This is a genomic window from Nonomuraea sp. NPDC050691 (assembly GCF_040654455.1).
In the GTDB taxonomy this organism is placed as follows: domain Bacteria; phylum Actinomycetota; class Actinomycetes; order Streptosporangiales; family Streptosporangiaceae; genus Nonomuraea.
The window spans coordinates 15,931-35,209 of the sequence record NZ_JBFAIA010000061.1; the positions used below are offsets into that span (position 1 = coordinate 15,931).

Here is a 19,279-nt window from a genome sequence, read left to right on the forward strand (position 1 = left end):
TGCACACGAGTAATGTGGAGGTCAACGGATGGGCACGTAACGCTCACGTAACGCAAGGGAAGGGGGTGAGGCGTGCGGCCTCACCTGCTGGCCCTGCTGGCGAAGGAGCCGGCTCACGGCTACGAGCTGAAGCAGGCACTGGAGCAGACCTTCGGGTCCGCCTACCCTTCCCCCAACATCGGTCAGATATACGTGACGCTCGGCAGGTTGGAGAAGGACGGCCTGGTCAGGGCCGTCGACGTCGAGCAGTCCAACCGGCCGAACAAGAAGGTCTACTACCTGACCGCCAAGGGCCGCGAAGCGCTGACCGCGTGGGTCGAGGAGCCCACCGAGGGGCCGCGGGTGCGCGACGAGTTCTTCATGAAGCTCGTCCTCGCCCCCCTCACCGGCATCGCCGACCGCATGGCCCTCATCAGTCGCCAGCGGCGGCACTATCTTTCCCTCATGGCAGACCTGAACGACCTGCTCTCCCGCACCGACCCCCGCGACCGGGTGGCCGGGCTGCTGATCGAGGGCGCCATGCTGCACCTGCAGGCCGACCTCGACTGGCTGGAGCGCTGCCAGGAGGACCTGGCATGAGCGCCGTGCTCAAGGCGGTCAACCTGGTCAAGATCTACTCCGGCGGCGCGCTGCCCGTCCCGGCCGTCCGGGGCGTCGACCTGGAGGTGGAGGAGGGCGAGTTCGTCGCCATCATGGGCCCCTCCGGCTCCGGCAAGTCCACGCTCGTCCACATGCTCGGCGGCCTCGACACCCGCACCAGCGGCGAGATCTGGCTCGACGGCAAGCGCGTCGACACGCTCTCGGAGAGCGCCTGGGCGCTGCTGCGCCGCGAGAAGGTCGGCTTCGTCTTCCAGTTCTTCAACCTCGTGGCCAACATGACCGTGGCCGACAACGTCGAGCTGCCGGCCCTGCTGGCCGGGATCTCGCCCAAGGAGGCCCGCGAGCGCCGCGAGAGCCTGCTCGGCGCGCTCAACCTCGCCGACCGGGCCGACGCCGCGCCCGCCCAGCTCTCCGGAGGCGAGCAGCAGCGGGTCGCCCTCGCCCGGGCGCTGGCCAACAAGCCCAGCGTGCTGCTGGCCGACGAGCCCACGGGCAACCTCGACAGCCGCAACACCCGCGACGTGCTCCGCCTGCTCGGCGAGGTCCACAAGCAGGGCCAGACCATCGTCATGGTCACCCACGACGCCCGGGTGGCGAGCCTGGCCGACCGCCTGGTGTCGCTGTTCGACGGGCAGATCGTGGACGACGGACGCATCGCGCGCCGGCGCACCGGCACGGCCGGCGAGGTCATCGACCTGCGATGATCACCAGGAAGAGCGTGTGATGAGCACCGGCATGAGCACGATCCGAGCCGGGAGCCGGTGGATCGGGGCCGACCTGCGGGCCAGGAAGGGCCAGGCGGTCCTGACCGTGCTGCTCGTGGCCGGCATCGTGGCCGCCCTCATCGCCGCCGTCACCCTCCTGGAGGACGGCACCAACCCGTGGCGCAGCCTGTTCGCCCAGACCAACGGCGCCCACGTCTGGCTCTACACCAAGGACCGCCCGCCGGACGAGGTCGGCGCCATCGACGGCGTCACCCACGTCGCCGGGCCGTACCGGTCGGCGCCCGTCACCGTCGCCCTGGGCGGCAAGAAGGAGCCCGCGGGGCTGCGCGCGCTGCCCTCGCAGGCCCCGCAGGTCGCCCGTCCCGTCGTCACCGAGGGCCGCTGGCTCGACGCGTCACAGCTCGACGGCGTCGTGGTCGAGCGGTCCTTCGCGACCGCGCTGCGCCTGAGGACCGGCTCGTCGTTCACCGTCATCGCGCTCAGCGGCGAGCGCCACACCCTGTACGTGCGCGGCATCGCCGACTCGGCCGACCAGGGCTTCTACCCCGAGTGGACACCCGGCCTGGGCTGGGTGCTGCCGTCCACGCTCGACCGGATCGAGCCGATGCTCGGCCGCAGCGAGTGGGTGACCGGGCTGCGCCTGTCCGACCCGGAGGCCGCGCAGATCGTCTCCCAGCGCGTCGTCGTCATGCTGGAGGACCAGCTCCAGCGCGTCTACACCTGGCGCGAGGTGCGGGCGGCCATGGAGCTCGACAACCGGCTGCTCGGCACGCTGCTCGCGCTGTTCGGCGTGGTCGGGATGGTCGCCGCCGCGCTCGCCCTGGCCAACGCGGCCGGCGGCCGGGTGCTCGGCCAGCTCCGCGACCTGGCCACGCTCAAGTCCATGGGCTTCACCGGAGGCCAGGTGACGCTGCTGCTGCTCGCCGAGCACGGGGCGCTCGGCCTGCTCGGCATCGCGCTCGGGGCCGTGGCCGGCTGGGCGGGCACGGTCGCCGTGCTCGGCGCCACCTCCGTCGCCCCCATGCCGGTGCTGGCCATCGTCGGCGGCACCGCGCTCGTCGTGCTGGCCGCCGTGGGGCTGCCCGCCTGGCGCGGCGGGCGCACGCCGCCGATCCCCGACGTCCCGGCCGCCCCGCCGCGCGGCCACCTGTCGCGCCTGGCCCGCCTGGCCCTGCTCGTACGGCTGCCGCCCGCCCTGGTCCTCGGCACCCGCGACGCCTTCACCCGGCGGCTGCCCGCGTTCCTGACCGCGTTCGGGCTGGCCGTGCCGATGATGATGATCACGATCGGGCTGGGCGTCTGGTCCACGCTCGACAACTTCCTCACCCATCCCGAGCAGGTCGGCCAGCACGCCTCCCTGTACGTCCGGCCCGGCAAGCTGGAGTCGGCCGAGGCCGCGCGCATCGCGGCCCGCGACCCCGGCGTGCGCGCCGTCTACCCGGGCACCGACGTCAACGCCCTGGCGCCCGGCGAGGCCCGCTCCGTGCGGGTGCGGGCCCTCGGCAGCACCATCGAGCCGTACCCGTTCCCCGTGGTCGAGGGCCGCATGTTCGCCCGGCCCGGCGAGGCCCTGGCCGGGCAGGGGTTGCTCGACCTGCTGGGCGTCCGGATCGGCGACCGCGTGCGGCTGACCGTGGGCGGCTCGCCGCTCATCGTGCGCATCGTCGGCCGCGCCGTCGAGCCGGACCTCGACGGCGAGGTGCTGTCAGTAGGGCTGGACAGCCTGGCGGCCAAGGACGCGGTGCCGCCGGAGTACTACGCGCTGGCGCTGCGCCCCGGGGCCGACCCGGGCGAGGTGCGGGCCCGGCTGCTGGCCGCGTCGGGCGAGAGCCTCGACGTCCAGCGGGTGGTCAACCCGGCCGACCGGCTCTCGGTGATCCGTGTGGTGATCGTGGCCCTGATCGCCGTGCTGGCGCTGATCGGCCTGGCCAACCTGCTCACCGCCAGCGCGGTGGGCCTGCGCGACCACGCCTTCGACCTGGCCGTGCTCAAGGCCATGGGGCTGACGCCCCGGCAGGTCATGGCCACGCTCGTCACGGGCACCGGCCTGCTCGTCGTCGTGGGCGTGGCCGTGGGCGCGGCGGCCGGGGTGTCGATGGTGACCGGCCTGATCGACCTGCAGGGGCACACGAGCGGGGTGGGGGCCGGCATCGGCCGTACACCGTCGGCGCTGACGATGACGCTGGCCGTGCTCGTGGCCGTGGGGGCCTCGCTCGCGGTGGCGCTCATCCCCGCCCGGCGGGCCGCACGCGCGCAGGTGCCGGTCACCTCGCGGTGACCGGCACCTGTCCCCTCCTCGCCGCGCCGCCTGTTACTTCAGCGCGAACCAGTAGAAGCCGTGGCCCGGCAGGGTGAGCGTGTACGGGGCCTCACCGATCACGGGGAACGGCACCCCGCCCCGCGCCTCGACCGGGGTCAGCCCGGCGAAGCGGCGCAGGTCGAGCTCCACCGGCTGGGCGAACTTCGACAGGTTGTTCACGCACAGCATCACGTCCTCGCCCTCTTCGCGGACGAACGTCAGCACGCACGTGTTGGACGACCACATCTCGGTGTAGGCGCCGGTGCCGAACACCGGGTGCTCCCGGCGGATCTCCAGCATGCGGCGCGTGAAGTGGAGCAGCGAGCTGGGGTTGCGCTGCTGGGCCTCGACGTTGACCGCCTGGTAGCCGTAGATCGGGTCCATGACGGCGGGCAGGTAGAGGCGGCCGGGGTCGGCCGTGGAGAACCCGGCGTTGCGGTCGGGGCTCCACTGCATCGGGGTGCGGACCGAGTCGCGGTCCTCCAGCCAGATGTTGTCGCCCATGCCGATCTCGTCGCCGTAGTACATGACCGGCGAGCCCGGCAGGCTCAGCAGCAGCGCCGTGAACAGCTCGATGCGGTCGCGGTCGTTGTCGAGCAGCGGCGCGAGGCGGCGGCGGATGCCGAGGTAGGCCCGCATGCGCGGGTCCGCGGCGTACTCGGCGTGCATGTAGTCGCGCTCCTCCTCCGTCACCGTCTCGAGCGTCAGCTCGTCGTGGTTGCGGAGGAAGATGCCCCACTGGGCCTTTTCGGGCAGCTTCGGCGTGCGCGACATGATCTCGGAGATCGGCTCGCGCGTCTCCTTCTTGACCGCCATGTAGATGCGCGGCATCAGCGGGAAGTGGAAGGCCATGTGACACTCGTCGCCGCCCGTGGTGGGGTCGCCGAAGTACTCGACGACGTCCTCGGGCCAGCCGTTGGCCTCGGCCAGCAGCACGCGGTCCGGGTAGAGGCGGTCCACCTCGGCGCGGATCTTCTTCAGGTACGCGTGCGTCTCCGGCAGGCCGGAGCACGCGGTGCCCTCGCGCTCGAACAGGTACGGCACGGCGTCCAGGCGGAAGCCGTCGATGCCGAGGTCCAGCCAGAACCTCAGCACCTCGACCATGGCCTCCTGCACGGCCGGGTTGTCGTAGTTGAGGTCCGGCTGGTGGTGGAAGAAGCGGTGCCAGTAGTACTGCTTGCGCACGGGGTCGTAGGTCCAGTTGGACTCCTCGGCCCCGATGAAGATGATCGGCGCGTCAGGGTAACCGGTCGGCTCGTCGGCCCAGACGTAGAAGTCGCCGTAGGGACCCTCGGGGTCGTGCCGGGACGCCTGGAACCACGGGTGCCGATCGCTCGTGTGGTTCATCACGAGGTCGGTGATGATGCGCAGCCCGCGCTCGTGGGCCGACTCGATGAGCTGGACGAAGTCCCCCAGATCCCCAAAGTCGGGGAGGATCTTCATGTAGTCCGAAATATCGTAGCCGCCGTCGCGCAGCGGGGACTCGTACAGCGGCAGCAGCCACAGACAGTCCACGCCGAGCCATTCGAGGTAGTCGAGCTTGTCGACGAGACCCCGCAGGTCTCCCGTGCCATCGCCGTTGGAGTCCTTGAACCCCCGGACGAGAACCTCGTAGAACACCGCCCGCTTGTACCAGAGGGGATCCTCCGAGACGAACGTCTCGGCGATCGGCTCCGGCGATGGGGATGCGTTGATCATGTGTCGCTCACAGAAGGAGATGTGGGCAGGACGGAGTCACCGGTTCCCCGGCGTTGTCATGGGTGACCGCGCCGCCTGGGGACGTCATCCCTGCGAACCCCATGCCCTCGACGGGCCCGGATTTGTGATCCGCTGCCCGCTTGTGCGGCGCTTACGGGCCGAACACTACCAGCCCCTTGGCCTTCCGGAACCCGGTTGTGCTGTGATCTCGTCCTACCCCCGGAGATCGACATGTAATCGTCCTGTTACCGGGCGTTCATCTGGAAAGGCGGCGCCTAGAAAGGTGGCGCCAGCTCGCCGAGATCGTTCTCGAAGTCGTTCAGCCAGAGGCCCAGAAGCACCAGCCCGCGCACCCAGAACCTGTCGTTCCACCCGCCGAAACGAGTGAGCGCGTCGGGGCCGCCCCACACGACCTCGTGCAGCTCCTCCGACAGCAGCGACGGCACCCGCTCGGCGACCGTCTGCAACATCTCGTGCGCGTAGGCTCGCGCGGGGGCGGCCGTGGAGCGCAGGGGGACCCGCCGCAGCGGCTGCTTGACCACGTTCGTGGACGGCAGCGCCGCCACGCGCGGGTTGGCCGCGTGCAGCAGCTCCCGGTAGAAGCGGCCCTTGTCCTTGCGGGCCACGCCCACCGACAGCGCCGCGTCGAAGAAGTCGGGGTGGATGAACGGGGCCGCGAACGACGCCTCCGGCCCCACCAGGTTGACCGCCGAGCGCGCGATGCCCCGCACGGTCCGCGTGTGCAGCACCGACAGCGGCAGCTCCGCCCGGTGCCCGTGGAGCATCGAGGTCGCGGCGGCGAACTGCTCCCGGACCGCCTCCTCGATCCACTCGTGCGCCCGCTCGGACAGGAACGGCCGCGACGGCTCGCCCAGGCTCAGCGACCGCAGCACCGCCGCCGAGCGCTCGGCCTGCGACGTCGCCTCCAGCGCGGCGCCGCTGACCATGAAGTTCTTCAGCAGCGGGCCGCCCGCCAGGCCGTCGACCAGCACCCGCCCGGCCCCGTGGACCTCCTTGGCGAACGGCGCGTACCAGGCGTGGTGCGGCGTCAGGTACTCCAGCCGGCGCGCCACCTCGCGGGCGTCGCCGGGGTAGGCGGCCGCGTCCTGCGTGATCACCCGGTGCGGGACGCGCAGCTCCCGTGTGATCGCCCGCGCGAACGCGATGTCGGTGTCGGTGCCGTCGTCCGGGCTCGTCGTCCACGACTCCACGTCGGCGCCGCGCGCCACGGCCACCGCGCACAGCAGCCGCGAGTCGTAGCCGCCGCTGACCGGCACGAGCAGTTTGCGGCCCTCGTAGTCCTTGTAGACCTCGTGCAGGATCTCCAGCAGCTCGCCGGCGCTGATCCACGTCTCGTACGGCTCGCCGCGCAGCCAGCGCGGCAGCCGCCGCTCCGTAGCCAGCCGCCCCTGGTCCCAGACCAGCGCGCCCGACCCGGGCAGCCGCCTGATCCCCGCGAACGGCGTGGCCTCGCCCAGCGGGAACGTCACCTGGATGATCGACGCCCACGCCGCCCAGTCGATCTCCACCGGCACCAGCGCCAGCAGCGGCTGGATCAGCGACGAGAAGTAGACGGCCTCGCCCAGCCGCACGTAGTAGACGTCCACCAGGCCCAGCGCCCCGGCGTGCAGCGTGACCCGCTCGCCCGCGCCGATCAGGCCCGGCGTCTCGTACGTCTCCGCCACCGGCATCCAGCCGCCCTCGGGAGCGCCGGACGGCCTGCGCTCGCCCCAGGCGAAGGCGAACGAGCCATCACCGCGGTGGTACGGCGGCAGCGGCGCCGAGCTGAACAGCGCGGCGCCCGGCACCTGGAGGGCGGGGCGCACCCGCGGCCCGGCACCCGTCAGCTTGCCCAGCACGACGGGGTCGATCCGGCCGAGAGCGCCGCAGACGTAGGGCCGCACGTTGAACTGCACCGGATCTCATCCCTTCGAGACGCTTCCGCAGAAGAGTATCCTTTGCCCGGCTGGCAAACGGAGGTCTGGTGAGCACTGAGCTGGAGAGCACGAGGCGCGCGCTGCGTGACGCGATCGCCCAGGCGGAGCACGCGGCCGAGCTGGCCCGGCTGCTCGACGCCGCCCAGGCGCGCCTGGCCGAGGCCGAGCGGGGCGCCGAGGAGGTCAAGGCGCTGGCCGACCGGCTGGCCGAGGCCGAGGAGCTCCTGGAGGACGAGCGGGCCGCCGCCGAGAAGCTCCGCAAGGAGCTCGCCGAGCAGCGCTACCAGGCCGAGGTGGCCAACTGGAAGCTCTCCTCCATCAAGGTCGCCCGCTGGAACCGCCTCGGCGACGCCATCAAGAGCGGCCGGAGCAACCCCGTTCTGCTGGCCAAGGGCCTCAAGGGCGCGGCCAAGCCGGTCAAGCGGCCCACCGCCCCCAAGCGCCGGCCCGTCGCCGTCCAGCGGGCCAAGGACGAGCGGCCGGGCGCCGCCTACCAGGCCACCACCTCCACCCGCACGCTCGGCGGCCACTCCTTCAAGCTCAAGCCGTACCGGATCCCGACCGGCCCCAACACCCGCCCCCACCTCACCGCGGCGGTCGTCGCCGACCCGCACGCCGAGGCGCTGCTGCGCTACGAGTGGCGGCAGACGACCGGCTTCACCCCGCGCGACTTCGCCCGGGTCCTCCCGCAGGAGGTGCCGCACCTGCTCGTCGTCGAGTCGGTCAAGACCGGCCCGTGGGCCGAGGAGATCACCGGCGAGCCCGGCGACGGACTGCGGGCGCTGCTCGCCTGGTGCGCCGAGCGGGGCATCCGCACGGTCTTCTGGCACACGGGCGGCGACGTGGCCCCCTACCAGGCGGCCGCCGCGCTGTTCGAGCACCGCTTCAGCGCCGACCCCGCCACCGGCTGGCCCCGCCTGTCCTTCGGCGTCCAGCCGCGGGTGCACAACCCCATCCCGCTCTCCGGTGGACGCATCGACCGGGTGCTCACCCTGGAGCAGCTCCTGCCCGGCCACCTGGCCTACCCCGACGTGCTCACCTCCTACCGCTGGCCCGCGGCCGTCGACTGCCCGCCCGGCACCGCGCCGTGGCGGCTCGCGGAGATCGCCGCCTGCGGCACCCCCATCGGCGACGAGGCCGACACCCGCCGCGCCCACGTCGCCCTGCGCCGCGCCTTCGACGGCGGCACCATGACCGAGCGGATCGACGACCTGCTGGAACGGATCGGCCTGCCCAGCGCCCGGGCCACTCTGGAGATCTCGCTCCTGCTGCCGATCCTCGACCGCTTCCTGCTGGAGCACGCGCTCGCCCAGGTCGCCCGGCAGTCGGTGCGGCCGGCGCAGCTCATCGTGTTCGGGCCGCCCGAGGCCGAGCAGCGCGCCCGCGACGTCCTGCCCGACATCGAGGTCGTCTTCCGCCACCTCGACCCGTCGCTGTCGGCGGGGGCCATGCTCGGCCGCGGACTCGACCTGTGCGAGGCCGACCTCGTCGGCGTCATGGACCCGCGCGACGTCTACGGCACGCACTACCTCGCCGACCTGCGCCGCGCGTTCCTGTTCAGCACGGCCGACATCGTCGGAAAGGCCGCCTACTACACCCACCTGCGCAAGCCGCAGGCCACGCTGCTCAGGCAGCCCGAGGCCGAGTACACGTACCTGCCGGAGGTGGCCGGCGCCACGCTGCTGGCCCGCCGCAACACCCTGCGCCAGCTCGGCTTCGCCGACCTCACGGAGGGCTGGGACGACGTCCTCATGCGCCAGTGCCGCGCCGACGGGGTCAAGGTCTTCTCGGCCGACCGCTTCGGGTACGTCCGGGTGCGCGACGAGGACCGCTGGCTGCTGGGCGCCGCCCACCTCGTCGAGTACGGCTCGGCCGAGCCGCACGCGCTCATCTGAACCGCGGCTCCCGCTTCCTAGGCTTGGGGCATGACGCCTGAGCAGCGGCTCACCGAGATCCTCGGGGAGGCGCCGGCCCCCGAGGGCACATGGGAGCGCGAGGCCGCCTACCTGTCGGCCGCCGCACGCCGGCTCGGCGTGCCCGCCGCCGGGCTGGCCGCGCGGGCGCGAGCCGTCGAAGGGGTGGCGGCCGTGGAGGAGCGAGCCAACGGGTTCCTGCGGATCGTCGTCGAGGTGCCAGGGCGGCTGGTCGAGACCGTCGGGCCGCTGTCCCTGCCCGGCCCGTGGCCCGACTTCCCGCGTACCTGGGACAACCCCGGCTTCGCCGTGCGTTACGCCCACGCGCGGGCCGTGGCGGTGCGGCGCCGGGCGCGCGACCTCGGGGTGCCGGAGGAGGGGTTCCGGCCGGAGCTGCTCGGCGATCCGCGCGACCGGGCGGTGCTGCGGGTCCTGGCCGAGCTGCCCGGGCGGCTGGCCAAGGGGGAGCGGGCGGGGAGCGCGTGGGCGGCGTACGCGGTGCGGCTGGCGATGGCCTACCACGACGCGTACGAGCTGGCGCCGGCCGTCCCGGTGGGGGACGAGGAGCCGTCGCCGCTGCACACGGCGCGTGTGCGGCTGGCGCGGGCGGTGGCGGACGTCCTGCCGGGCCCGGACCGCCTGTGACGTGATCACAAGATATTCGGCCAAAAGGCGAAAAGTCGTAAAAATATCCCTTTCGAGGGGTGATCGCGTCTCGATACGTGGTCAGCGGGTCCTGGTGGCTGGACTGTTCCGATAGCCTCGTTCGGGTGAGTCGATTCGCCCATCCCGCAGGGGACCGGCACGCCGAGATGCTGCCGCACGAGCGCCCGCCGCTCCCGCCCGCCGACCTCAACCGGATCAACCCCGCGATCTGGCCCCGAACGTCCGGGCGGACCGAAGGCACGCTCACGATCGGTCACGTCGACGTCCGCGACCTCGCCCGCGAGCACGGCACGCCGCTGTTCGTCCTGGACGAGCACGACGTGCGCTCGCGCATGCGCGACTACGTCACCGCGTTCGCCGGCTCCGACGTCCACTACGCCGGCAAGGCGTTCCTGTGCAGGGAGATCGTCCGCTGGCTGGACGACGAGGGCCTCGGCCTCGACGTGGCCAGCGGCGGCGAGCTGGCCGTGGCGCTCAGCGTGGGCTTCCCGCCCGAACGCATCACCATGCACGGCAACAACAAGTCCGTCGCCGAGCTGACCCGCGCCCTGGAGGTGGGCGTCGGCCGCATCGTGGTCGACTCCCACGAGGAGATCGCCCGGCTCGGATACCTGGCGGACCAGCACGGCAAGCGGCCCAAGGTGATGATCCGCGTCACCACGGGCGTCGAGGCCCACACCCACGAGTTCATCGCCACGGCCCACGACGACCAGAAGTTCGGCCTGTCGCTGAACGCCGGCGCCGCCGCCGAGGCCGTGCGCCGCATCCTCGCGCTGCCGTCGCTGGAGCTCGTCGGCCTGCACTCGCACATCGGGTCGCAGATCGTCGACACGGCCGGCTTCGAGGTGGCCGCCCGCCGCCTGGCCGGCCTGCTCGTGCAGATCAAGGACGAGCACGGCGTGGTCCTGCCCGAGCTCGACCTCGGCGGCGGCTACGGCATCGCGTACGTCGAGGACGACGAGGCCCCCGACGTCAAGGAGATCGCCGACGGCCTGCGCGAGATCGTCGCCAAGGTGTGCGAGGACGCCGGCCTGCCGGTGCCCCGCCTCACCGTCGAGCCCGGGCGCGCGATCGTCGGCCCCGGCGGCGTCACCCTCTACGAGGTCGGCACCGTCAAGGACGTCGAAGGCCTGCGCACGTACGTGAGCATCGACGGCGGCATGAGCGACAACGTCCGCACCGCCCTGTACGGCGCCGACTACACGGTCACCCTCGCCAGCCGCGACAGCACGGCCGAACCCATGCTCAGCCGCGTCGTCGGCAAGCACTGCGAGAGCGGCGACATCATCGTCCGCGACTGCTTCCTGCCGTCCGACCTCGCGCCCGGCGACCTGCTGGCCGTCGCCGCGACCGGCGCCTACTGCCGCTCGCTCGCCAGCAACTACAACTACCTGCCCAAGCCCGCCGTGGTCGCCGTCGCCGACGGCGCGGCCCGCGTGATCGTGCGGGGCGAGACCGAGGACGACCTGTTGAGGGGGCAGCTGTGAAACCGCTGAAAGTCGCGTTGCTGGGCTGCGGCGTCGTCGGCTCCCAGGTCATCCGCCTCCTGCACGAGCAGGACGGCGACCTGACCGCCCGCGTCGGCGCGCCGCTGGAGCTGGCCGGGGTCGCCGTGCGCCGCCTGGGCCGCAAGCGCGACGCCGACGTCGCCCCCGAGCTGCTCACCACCGACGCCGAGGCGCTGGTCACCCGCGACGACATCGACATCGTCGTCGAGGTGATCGGCGGCATCGAGCCGGCCCGCTCGCTCATCGTGGCGGCGCTCAACCGCGGCAAGTCGGTGGTCACCGCCAACAAGGCGCTGCTCGCCGAGGACGGCGCCACCCTGCACGAGGCGGCCCGCGCCGGCAACGGCGACCTGTACTTCGAGGCCAGCGTCGCCGGGGCCATCCCGCTGCTGCGCCCGCTGCGCGAGTCGCTGGCCGGCGACCGGGTGCGGCGCGTGCTCGGCATCGTCAACGGCACCACCAACTACATCCTCGACAAGATGGACTCCACCGGCGCGTCCTTCACCGACGCCCTGGAGGAGGCCCAGACGCTCGGCTACGCCGAGGCCGACCCCACGGCCGACGTCGAGGGCTTCGACGCCGCGGCCAAGGCCGCCATCCTGGCCGGGCTCGCCTTCCACAGCCGCGTCACGGCCGCCGACGTGCACCGCGAGGGCATCACCGAGATCACCGCCACCGACGTCGCCTCGGCCAAGGCCATGGGCTACGTCATCAAGCTGCTGGCCATCTGCGCCCGCTCCGAGGACGGCCGCTCGGTCGGCGTGCGCGTCCACCCGGCCATGATCCCGAGGTCCCACCCGCTCGCGGGGGTGCGCGAGGCGTACAACGCGGTGTTCGTGGAGGCGGAGTCCGCCGGCCAGCTCATGTTCTACGGCAAGGGCGCGGGGGGCGCGCCGACGGCCTCGGCCGTGCTCGGCGACCTGGTGGCCGTGGCCCGCAACCGCCTGGCCGGCACCCGCGGGCCCGAGGAGTCCACGTACGCCTCGCTCAGCGTCCACCCGATGGGCGAGACGGTCACGCGCTGCCACGTGGCGCTGGACGTCGCCGACAAGCCGGGCGTGCTCGCCCGGGTCGCGGAGCTGTTCGCGGCCCACGACGTCTCGATCCAGACCGTACGCCAGGAGGGTCACGGCGACGACGCCCAGCTCGTCATCGTCACCCACCGCGCCACGGACGCGGCGCTGACGGCGACGATGGAGGGGCTGCGCGACCTCGACATCGTGCGCGCGGTGGCCAGCGTGATGCGCGTCGAGGGCGACGAGTAGGTCTGGAACCCCTCAAAGCAAGGTCCTCGCAAGATGCCGCGCTTCGCGCCAAGGGCTCAAAAGCAAGGTTCTCGCCATGGCGCGCTTCGCGCGACCGGGGCTCGAGCTGTGACAGTGGGGGAGCCGAGCTCCCCCACACCCCCTTGGCAGGGGGCCTCCCGGCCCCCTGCACCCCCGAGCGCTGCCCATGCACGTCCCGGACATGGAGCCACAGCATCAAGCGGATAGAACTTGCCCGATGCGGACTTGCCTGGCGAGCTTCTCGCCCAGGTCGGCGCAGGCGAAGCCGACGACTGACTAAAAGTTGTTGCAGAAGGTCGTGAGTGGGCAGGTCAGGGCGGGTCTGCGGCTGTTGTGGTCATGCTGACAGGGCGAGGTTGTGCATGTGGGCGACGGCCTGGACGGCGTGGTGGAGGCTGGTGCCCTTCTGTCGGCAGTCGCGAAGGATCTTGTAGTTCTTCATGCGGGCGAAGACGTGCTCGACGCGGGCGCGGATGCGTCGGTGTTCTGCGTTGTCTTCTTCCTGTGCCCGCAGCAAGGGCCTGCCTGCTCGTCGGCGGTGTGGCACGATCAGGCCGGTATTGAAGTAGGCGCCGTCGGCCATCACGCTGACGCCGTCGCAGTGGGCTGCCAGCCCTGAAGCCCGCCAGGCAATGAGCGTCGGGCTTGTTCCCCGCTACCGGTTGGCCGGTCGCCACGACCAGGTGCGTGTCGGCATCGATGATGACCTGCACGTTCGCGGAGAAGCGGTAGTTGCGGCTGGAGGCGCCGAGGACGCGGTCGCGTACGGGGATGAGGGTGCCATCCACGATCCACAGCCGGTCAGTGGCCTCGGCCAGTCGAGGCGCGGGCTCCAAAGCGAGCAGAGGGCCAAGACGTTGAATGATGTGGCAGACGGTGGCCGGGGAGATTCCGAATAATGGCGCGAGCTGCCGCATGGTGAGGTTGGTGCGGTAATAGACGGCCACCAGTAGCACCCGATCGGCTAAGGGCAGGCACCATGGCCGGCCACCACCGGGACCGTTGCCGCCCCGCTCACGCACCACCTTCACCAGCCGTTCGAACCGGCCCATCCACAGGCCAGTGAAGGTCTCCACCCACAAAGGATCAGCTCGTAACAGCCCGCCCATATACGAGAAATGCCCGCCCCGCCCTCTTCTGCAACAACCTTTAGCGCCAACCCGCCTGGTATTCGTCGGAGGTCAGGTAGTGCTTGCTCCAGGCCGCGACGCCGACGTACAGCGGCGTGAACTCCCACTTGTCGCCGTACTTCTCCAGGAGCTACGGACGTCTGCTGCCTGCCCCGGCGGTCAGCCTTGCCCGTGCAGGCGTAGCCCTCCAGGAGGATCCCCGGCGTTCTCCCGGACGTGCGGGGCCGGATCGCCCTCGCGAAGCACCCGCACCATGCCCTGGAGTGGGGGCCAGGGCAGATATCCGGTGGCCACCACGATGGACTGGCGAAGTCCGAGATCGGGGGAGCGGACGATCTCCTCGAACAGCCTGGCGATCTTCCCGTCCTCCTGGGCCGGCGCGGTGATGCCGCAGACACGGCCTCGCGCGTTCCCGGGCCGATGATGTCAGCCATCTCCAGGCTCCGGCGGGTCCAGTCACATGATCCGCTTTCTCAGAGCCTCGGCGGCGTCCGGAGCCTGTCTGACGCCCGCTCGGTACGCGGGTTCCCAGGCGGCGCGGTCGGTCATGTCCGGTCCGAACGCCTCGATCGCCTCGGCGTCAGGCACGAGCCGAACGACTGTTCCTTCGACTGCCGCGACGCCATCCGTACCGAACAGGTGCGCCATCGGCTCTGCCGCGATCACCACGCTCGCGTCGGCGGCCAGGTCGATGTTGATGCCGGCTCTGAGAGCGCCGTCCATGTAACGCCGCCCGCCGACGGTGATCGGCGGGGCGGTCGCCGGGAAGGCGGTGCCGGCCGCCACGGCCTCGGGCAGTGACGCGGAGCCGTGCCGGTCCCAGATCACCGCCTCACCGGTCTCGGCGTCCACCGCCGGGATCAGGAGCGGCCGGTCCGGCCATGCGTCGCCACCGACCAGGGCCCGCATCCGGGCGATGGCGGCTTCCTCGCCGCCGGTCGAGGCGGCGAGAGCGAGCCGGCCGACGCGGCGCAGGGCCTCGGTCCGCTCAAGTCCGGTGTCGCCGAGCGTCGCGAACACTTCCATGAGTTTCTGCGGGTCGGGCCGTACACCGTCGCCGGGATCGGTCGGCGGGGGGAGCGCGGCGAGCCGGTCGAGGTCTCCGCCGCTCGCCAGGATCGCTCCCACGATCGCGCCGGCCGACGTACCCACGATCAGATCCGCCGCTCCCAGGTCCACTCCTTCACGCCGTAGCGCCGCCGCCAGCCCGGCGAGCCACGCCGTGCCGACCGGTCCGCCGGGCCCAAGAACGACCGCTGTCTCCACCTTCACTGTCCAGCCTCCTCGAACGCGATCGCTTCCAACAAGGTTGAAAGCCATGACGGGACCCTAGGAGACGCCGGCCGCATCAGCATCGGCCGAAAGCCTTAGCCGTCACTGTGACGATCGGCCTAGCACTCCGGCGGTAGACGGTGACATCCGGCGGCGGGTGCGGCTCTCCGACGGTGACGTCCGGCGGCGGGTGCGGCTCTCCGACGGTGACGTCCGGCGGCGGGTGCGGCTCTCCGACGGTGAGGCCGGTGGCGATCGGCCCGGCCGCTGCCCATCCGTGGTCATGGCCGTAGGGACCGACTGATCGCTTCCTGCCAGGAGCGTAGGAACGCGGGGTATTCGGCGGCGAACTGGCGCAGTTCGCCGGCTGCGTGGGGGGTCAGCGCCGTGAGGTCGTAGACGACGTGGACGATCGAGTGCCCGTCACCGTCCTTGTCGAGCGTGACCGTGACGGTCCCGGCACGCGATCCGGGGGTGACTCTGGCGTAGGAGATGCGGCGGCCCCGCTCGCATGCGAGCACCACCCAGGTCGTCGGCTCCGTATGCGAGGTCTCGAAGACGGTCCCGGGGGCGGTGTCATCGGGCGTCGGGGCGGGGAAGCGCGGCAGCCAGCCGTCGACCCAACGCTCCTCGCCCCGGGGGGTGAACAGCGTGAACGCCTCCTGTGGTGGGAGGGCGACCTTGATCTGCCCCTCCAGGCGATGCCGCGCGCTCACTTCTCGGCCAGCCGATGGGCGTCGGCGGTGGTCAGCGTCATGCCGTAGACCGCCTTCAGCTGCTCGATCTTCTCGATCGTCTCGGGGGAGAAGGGCGCCTTGCCTTCGAAGGCATGCAGCGCGACCCCCTCGACGAGGTCTCCCAAGGACATGTCCAGGTACTCGGCCAGGCCCTTGAGGACCTTGAGGAGACTGCGCTCGATTCTGAGCCCGGTCTGCGCACGCTCAACGGTTACCATGGTACCAAGGTAACACGATATGGCCAGGGCGGTCCCGGCTAGCGGCCTCCGGGCTGGATCAGTCCCGTTTCGTAGGCGGCGATCACCGCCTGTGTCCGGTCGCGCAGGCCGAGCTTCGTCAGCACGTTGCTGACGTGCGTCTTCACCGTGTGCTCGCTGACCACGAGCTCCGCCGCGATCTCGGGGTTGGACAGTCCGCGGCCGAGCAGGGTCAGGGTCTCGCGCTCGCGCCCCGTCAGCCTGTTCAGGCCCGTGACGGGCGTTCCGGGGCGGGCCCTGTTGCGGACGACGTCGTCGATCAGCCGGCGGGTGACGGCGGGCGCCAGCAGGGCCTCACCGGCGGCGGCGACGCGAATCCCGTGGACCAGGTCGTCGGCGCGCACGTCCTTGAGCAGGAAGCCGCTCGCCCCGGCCTGGAGCGCGTCGTAGACATAGTCGTCCTGGTCGAACGTCGTCAGCATGATGACCTTCGCGCTCGTCTCCGCGCAGACGACCTTGGCGGCCTCGATGCCGTCCATCCCCGGCATGCGGATGTCCAGCAGGACCACGTCAGGCGCCAGACGGCGGGCCGCGTCGACCGCCTGCCGCCCGTCGGCTGCCTCGGCGACGACCCGCATGTCCGCCTGCGAGTCCACGATCAGCGCGAACCCGCTCCTGACCAGCTCCTGGTCGTCCGCCACCACGACGTCGATCGTCACGCCGGCTCCCCGGTCGGCAGCCTGGCGACGACCTTGAACCCCGTGGAGCCCGCGCCGTGGGTGACGGTGCCGCCGCACGCCGCGGCCCGCTCCCGCATGCCGACCAGGCCGTGGCCACCGCCGCCGGGAGCCGGCCCGCGGCCGTCGTCGGATATCGTGATCATCAGTTCGTCGTCCCTCCAGTCGAGCCGGACCTCGCCGGTCGTGGCCCGGGCGTGTTTGACCATGTTCGTGAGTGCCTCCTGGATGATCCGGTAGGCCGCCACCTCGGCGTCCGCGGGCAGGGCGGACGGGGTGCCCGTGACGGCCATCCGTACGGCGGGTCCCGTCGCGGAGACCCGTGCGACCAGGTCCGGGAGACCGTCGAGGGTGGGCTGCGGGGCGCGTGCGGAGCCGTCGTCCCTGAGCAGGTTGAGCATGCGCCGGAGCTGGCCCTGCGCCTCCCGGCCCGTGTCGGCTATCGCCCGGAACGCCCGCTCGGCCCGCTCCGGCGCGCTCCGCACGGCGTAAGGACCTGCCTCCGCCTGAACGATCATGACGCTGATGCCGTGGGCCAGGATGTCGTGCATGTCGCGGGCGATCCTGGCACGTTCCCGCTCGGCGGCCCGTTCCTCCACCAGGGCCGTGTACTCCCGGTGCTGCACCACGGCGCGGCCCATGGCGTAGGCGGCCCCGGCGGTCAGCGCGCTGCGGACGAAGGTCGCGGGGGAGACCGTGAACCCAGGGGCCAGGCTGAGCAGGACCGCCAGGGCCCGCTGCCATCCGGGGCACAGCTCGGCGACCGTGTAGAGACCGGCCAGCCAGCCGTACGGGATGGGCTGGGGCGGGATGTCGGGATCCCTGAGCGAGTAGGCCACGGAGGCGGCCGCCACCACGACGAACACCGTCATCGGGAAGCGGCGGCGCAGCAGCAGCGGCAGTGAGCTCAGGAGCACCGGCCAGTACTCGGTCAGGGTCCACGGTTCCGGGCCGGACATCCTGCGGGTGAACAGGAACGGCACGGTCTGCCCGATCAGCGCCGCCAGGGCGATGGCGAAGTCGACGGCGGCCGGTGGGAGCGCCTGCAGACGTTCCCTGAGTTTCCTGAGCAGATCGGGCACAAGGGCCAAGTATCCCCCGTATCTCCCTCGCGTGAGGGAGCAGCCAGATCGCCTGCGTCGGCGATGCCCCCGAAGGCTGATTTCTCGAGACTTATCGGTGTTCGCAGCACTTCCCAGTACTTCGCAGCACTTCGCAACACTTCGCAACACTTCGCAGCACTTCGTAGACGGAGAAAACACCGATGAAGCTCGTGGCCGCCGCTCTCCTGGCAGCATCCCTCCACACGCCGGCCGGTCATGACGTCCCGCTGGAGACCACCGACGTCACCTTCACGACCACGGACGGACAGCGGCTGGGCGGCGAGATCTTCCGGCCGGCGCACGCGACCGGCAGCCTCCCGGGGCTGCTCCTCGTGCACGGCTCGGGCGCCGGCAACAGCCGGCGAGAGCTGCAGGCCGAGGCCAAGGCGTTCGCCGAGCGAGGCATGGTGGTCCTGGCCCCCGACAAGCGCGCCGTCGGCTACTCCAAGACGCGCCGCGACTACTCACAGCTGGCCGACGACGCGCTGGCGGCGCTGACCGTCCTCAAGAGGCAGCCCGGTGTGGGGCACACCGGCCTGTGGGGGCTCAGCGAGGGCGGCTGGGTGGCGCCGATCGCGGCCACGCGGTCCAAGGACGTGAAGTTCCTGGTCACCGTCGGGGGCCCCGGGCTCACGCCGCTGCGCACCCAGGTCTGGAACGCGACGAACAAGCTCGACCGCGCCGGTGTGAAGGGATCGCTGCGCAACTCGTACGTCTCCCTGCACCGGCTCGCGGGTGACGCCGGGCTGTTCCCCGAGGCGTACTACGACCCCGCGGCCACGCTCGGCAAGCTCACACAGCCGGTGCTGGCCATGTGGGGCGCCAAGGACAACCAGGTCATGCCGGCCGAGAGCGCCGAGCGCTTCCGCGCGAACGTGCACAGCGGCCTCACCGTGAAATTCTTCCCGGACGCTCCCCACGCGCTGCACTCGGACGAGAACACCCTCGTCCCCGGGTACGCCGATGCGGTCGGCTCGTGGGTCAAGGACGTGGCCGCCGGAAACGCTCCGGCCTCGAGCGCGGAGCCCCTTCCTACGCAGGAGTCACGCAGTGTGGACACTCCGCCGTCGCCCTGGTGGGAGTCGTGGCAACTGATGATCGGCGGCATGGCACTGATGCTCCTGGCCTTCCTGGCGTACGCCGTGCGCCGGCTGGGCGCCGGTACCTGGCCCGCCCGCGTCCTGGCCGTCTCGGGCGCCCTGTCGATCGTCGGCGCGGTCTACACGCTGATGAGCCTGCTCATGGCATCCAACGGCGCCGGTGTCACGACGGGGCCCATGCTGCTCGGCCGCCCTGTCACCTGGCTCGCGGCCCAACTCCTCGCCGCCGTCGCGACCGCCGCGACGATCACCTGCCTCACGCGCTGGCGTACGGCATCGGGCAGGGTGCGCATGGTGGCGGTCGCGGGCACCCTGTTCATCCCCTGGGCGCTGTACTGGGGCCTCCTCCTCCCGTGAGTGGGGCGCCGAGG

15 protein-coding genes and 1 pseudogene are annotated in these 19,279 nt (G+C 71.7%); 8 read left to right on the forward strand and 8 right to left on the reverse strand.

Annotated elements, in window-relative coordinates; translation table 11 throughout:
* The first annotated feature begins 72 nt into the window (after positions 1 to 72).
* The 3 genes from AB0H81_RS22355 to AB0H81_RS22365 are packed head-to-tail and all read left to right on the forward strand — an operon-like array spanning position 73 to position 3,603.
* The gene (locus AB0H81_RS22355) at positions 73 to 579 is read left to right on the forward strand and encodes a PadR family transcriptional regulator (protein WP_358377605.1); all 507 of its coding nucleotides are present in this window, start codon (positions 73 to 75) and stop codon (positions 577 to 579) included.
* Complete coding sequence (locus tag AB0H81_RS22360; RefSeq protein ID WP_358377608.1) at positions 576 to 1,304, forward strand: ABC transporter ATP-binding protein; 729 nt, start codon at positions 576 to 578, stop codon at positions 1,302 to 1,304. The genes AB0H81_RS22355 and AB0H81_RS22360 overlap by 4 nt, the downstream gene beginning before the upstream one ends.
* A gap of 31 nt (positions 1,305 to 1,335) precedes the next feature.
* Positions 1,336 to 3,603 (forward strand): FtsX-like permease family protein, encoded by a 2,268-nt coding sequence (locus AB0H81_RS22365; RefSeq protein WP_358377611.1) that lies wholly within the window; start codon positions 1,336 to 1,338, stop codon positions 3,601 to 3,603.
* A gap of 33 nt (positions 3,604 to 3,636) precedes the next feature.
* Here AB0H81_RS22365 and treS read toward each other — a convergent pair whose 3' ends face one another.
* On the reverse strand, positions 3,637 to 5,322 hold the full coding sequence (gene treS, locus AB0H81_RS22370) for a maltose alpha-D-glucosyltransferase (RefSeq protein ID WP_358377613.1): 1,686 nt from the start codon (positions 5,320 to 5,322) through the stop codon (positions 3,637 to 3,639).
* A gap of 275 nt (positions 5,323 to 5,597) precedes the next feature.
* Positions 5,598 to 7,238, reverse strand: a complete 1,641-nt coding sequence (locus tag AB0H81_RS22375) for an asparagine synthetase B family protein (RefSeq protein ID WP_358377616.1) — start codon at positions 7,236 to 7,238, stop codon at positions 5,598 to 5,600.
* Positions 7,239 to 7,306: 68 nt separating this feature from the next.
* On the opposite strand from AB0H81_RS22375, the gene AB0H81_RS22380 reads away from it, so the two are divergent.
* From AB0H81_RS22380 to AB0H81_RS22395, 4 genes are all read left to right on the forward strand, one after another.
* Positions 7,307 to 9,154 carry a hypothetical protein gene (locus AB0H81_RS22380; RefSeq protein ID WP_358377619.1) on the forward strand — a complete coding sequence of 616 codons (1,848 nt, stop codon included), beginning with the start codon at positions 7,307 to 7,309 and terminating at the stop codon, positions 9,152 to 9,154.
* Positions 9,155 to 9,184: 30 nt separating this feature from the next.
* A complete protein-coding gene (locus AB0H81_RS22385; RefSeq protein ID WP_358377621.1) occupies positions 9,185 to 9,817 on the forward strand; it encodes a DALR anticodon-binding domain-containing protein in 633 nt (210 codons plus the stop codon).
* A 125-nt stretch (positions 9,818 to 9,942) separates the two neighbouring features.
* Complete coding sequence (lysA, locus tag AB0H81_RS22390; protein WP_358377624.1) at positions 9,943 to 11,325, forward strand: diaminopimelate decarboxylase; 1,383 nt, start codon at positions 9,943 to 9,945, stop codon at positions 11,323 to 11,325.
* Positions 11,322 to 12,611, forward strand: coding sequence for a homoserine dehydrogenase (locus AB0H81_RS22395; RefSeq protein WP_358377626.1), 1,290 nt, complete (start codon positions 11,322 to 11,324; stop codon positions 12,609 to 12,611). The genes lysA and AB0H81_RS22395 overlap by 4 nt, the downstream gene beginning before the upstream one ends.
* 358 nt (positions 12,612 to 12,969) lie before the next feature.
* On the opposite strand, the pseudogene AB0H81_RS22400 reads toward AB0H81_RS22395, so the two are convergent.
* From AB0H81_RS22400 to AB0H81_RS22425, 6 genes and pseudogenes are all read right to left on the reverse strand, one after another.
* Positions 12,970 to 13,741 (reverse strand): annotated as a pseudogene (locus tag AB0H81_RS22400) (transposase family protein).
* A 477-nt stretch (positions 13,742 to 14,218) separates the two neighbouring features.
* Positions 14,219 to 15,034, reverse strand: coding sequence for a patatin-like phospholipase family protein (locus AB0H81_RS22405; RefSeq protein WP_358377629.1), 816 nt, complete (start codon positions 15,032 to 15,034; stop codon positions 14,219 to 14,221).
* Between the two features lie 281 nt (positions 15,035 to 15,315).
* Positions 15,316 to 15,750 (reverse strand): SRPBCC family protein, encoded by a 435-nt coding sequence (locus AB0H81_RS22410; RefSeq protein WP_358377632.1) that lies wholly within the window; start codon positions 15,748 to 15,750, stop codon positions 15,316 to 15,318.
* On the reverse strand, positions 15,747 to 15,989 hold the full coding sequence (locus tag AB0H81_RS22415; protein ID WP_358377635.1) for a hypothetical protein: 243 nt from the start codon (positions 15,987 to 15,989) through the stop codon (positions 15,747 to 15,749). Before AB0H81_RS22415 ends, AB0H81_RS22410 begins: the two co-directional genes overlap by 4 nt.
* 38 nt (positions 15,990 to 16,027) lie before the next feature.
* Positions 16,028 to 16,687 carry a response regulator transcription factor gene (locus AB0H81_RS22420; RefSeq protein WP_358377636.1) on the reverse strand — a complete coding sequence of 220 codons (660 nt, stop codon included), beginning with the start codon at positions 16,685 to 16,687 and terminating at the stop codon, positions 16,028 to 16,030.
* Positions 16,684 to 17,787, reverse strand: coding sequence for a histidine kinase (locus AB0H81_RS22425; RefSeq protein ID WP_358377639.1), 1,104 nt, complete (start codon positions 17,785 to 17,787; stop codon positions 16,684 to 16,686). Before AB0H81_RS22425 ends, AB0H81_RS22420 begins: the two co-directional genes overlap by 4 nt.
* Positions 17,788 to 17,969: 182 nt before the next feature.
* Here AB0H81_RS22425 and AB0H81_RS22430 point away from each other — a divergent pair, with 182 nt between their 5' ends.
* Complete coding sequence (locus AB0H81_RS22430) at positions 17,970 to 19,265, forward strand: prolyl oligopeptidase family serine peptidase (RefSeq protein ID WP_358377642.1); 1,296 nt, start codon at positions 17,970 to 17,972, stop codon at positions 19,263 to 19,265.
* Positions 19,266 to 19,279: the final 14 nt, after the last annotated feature.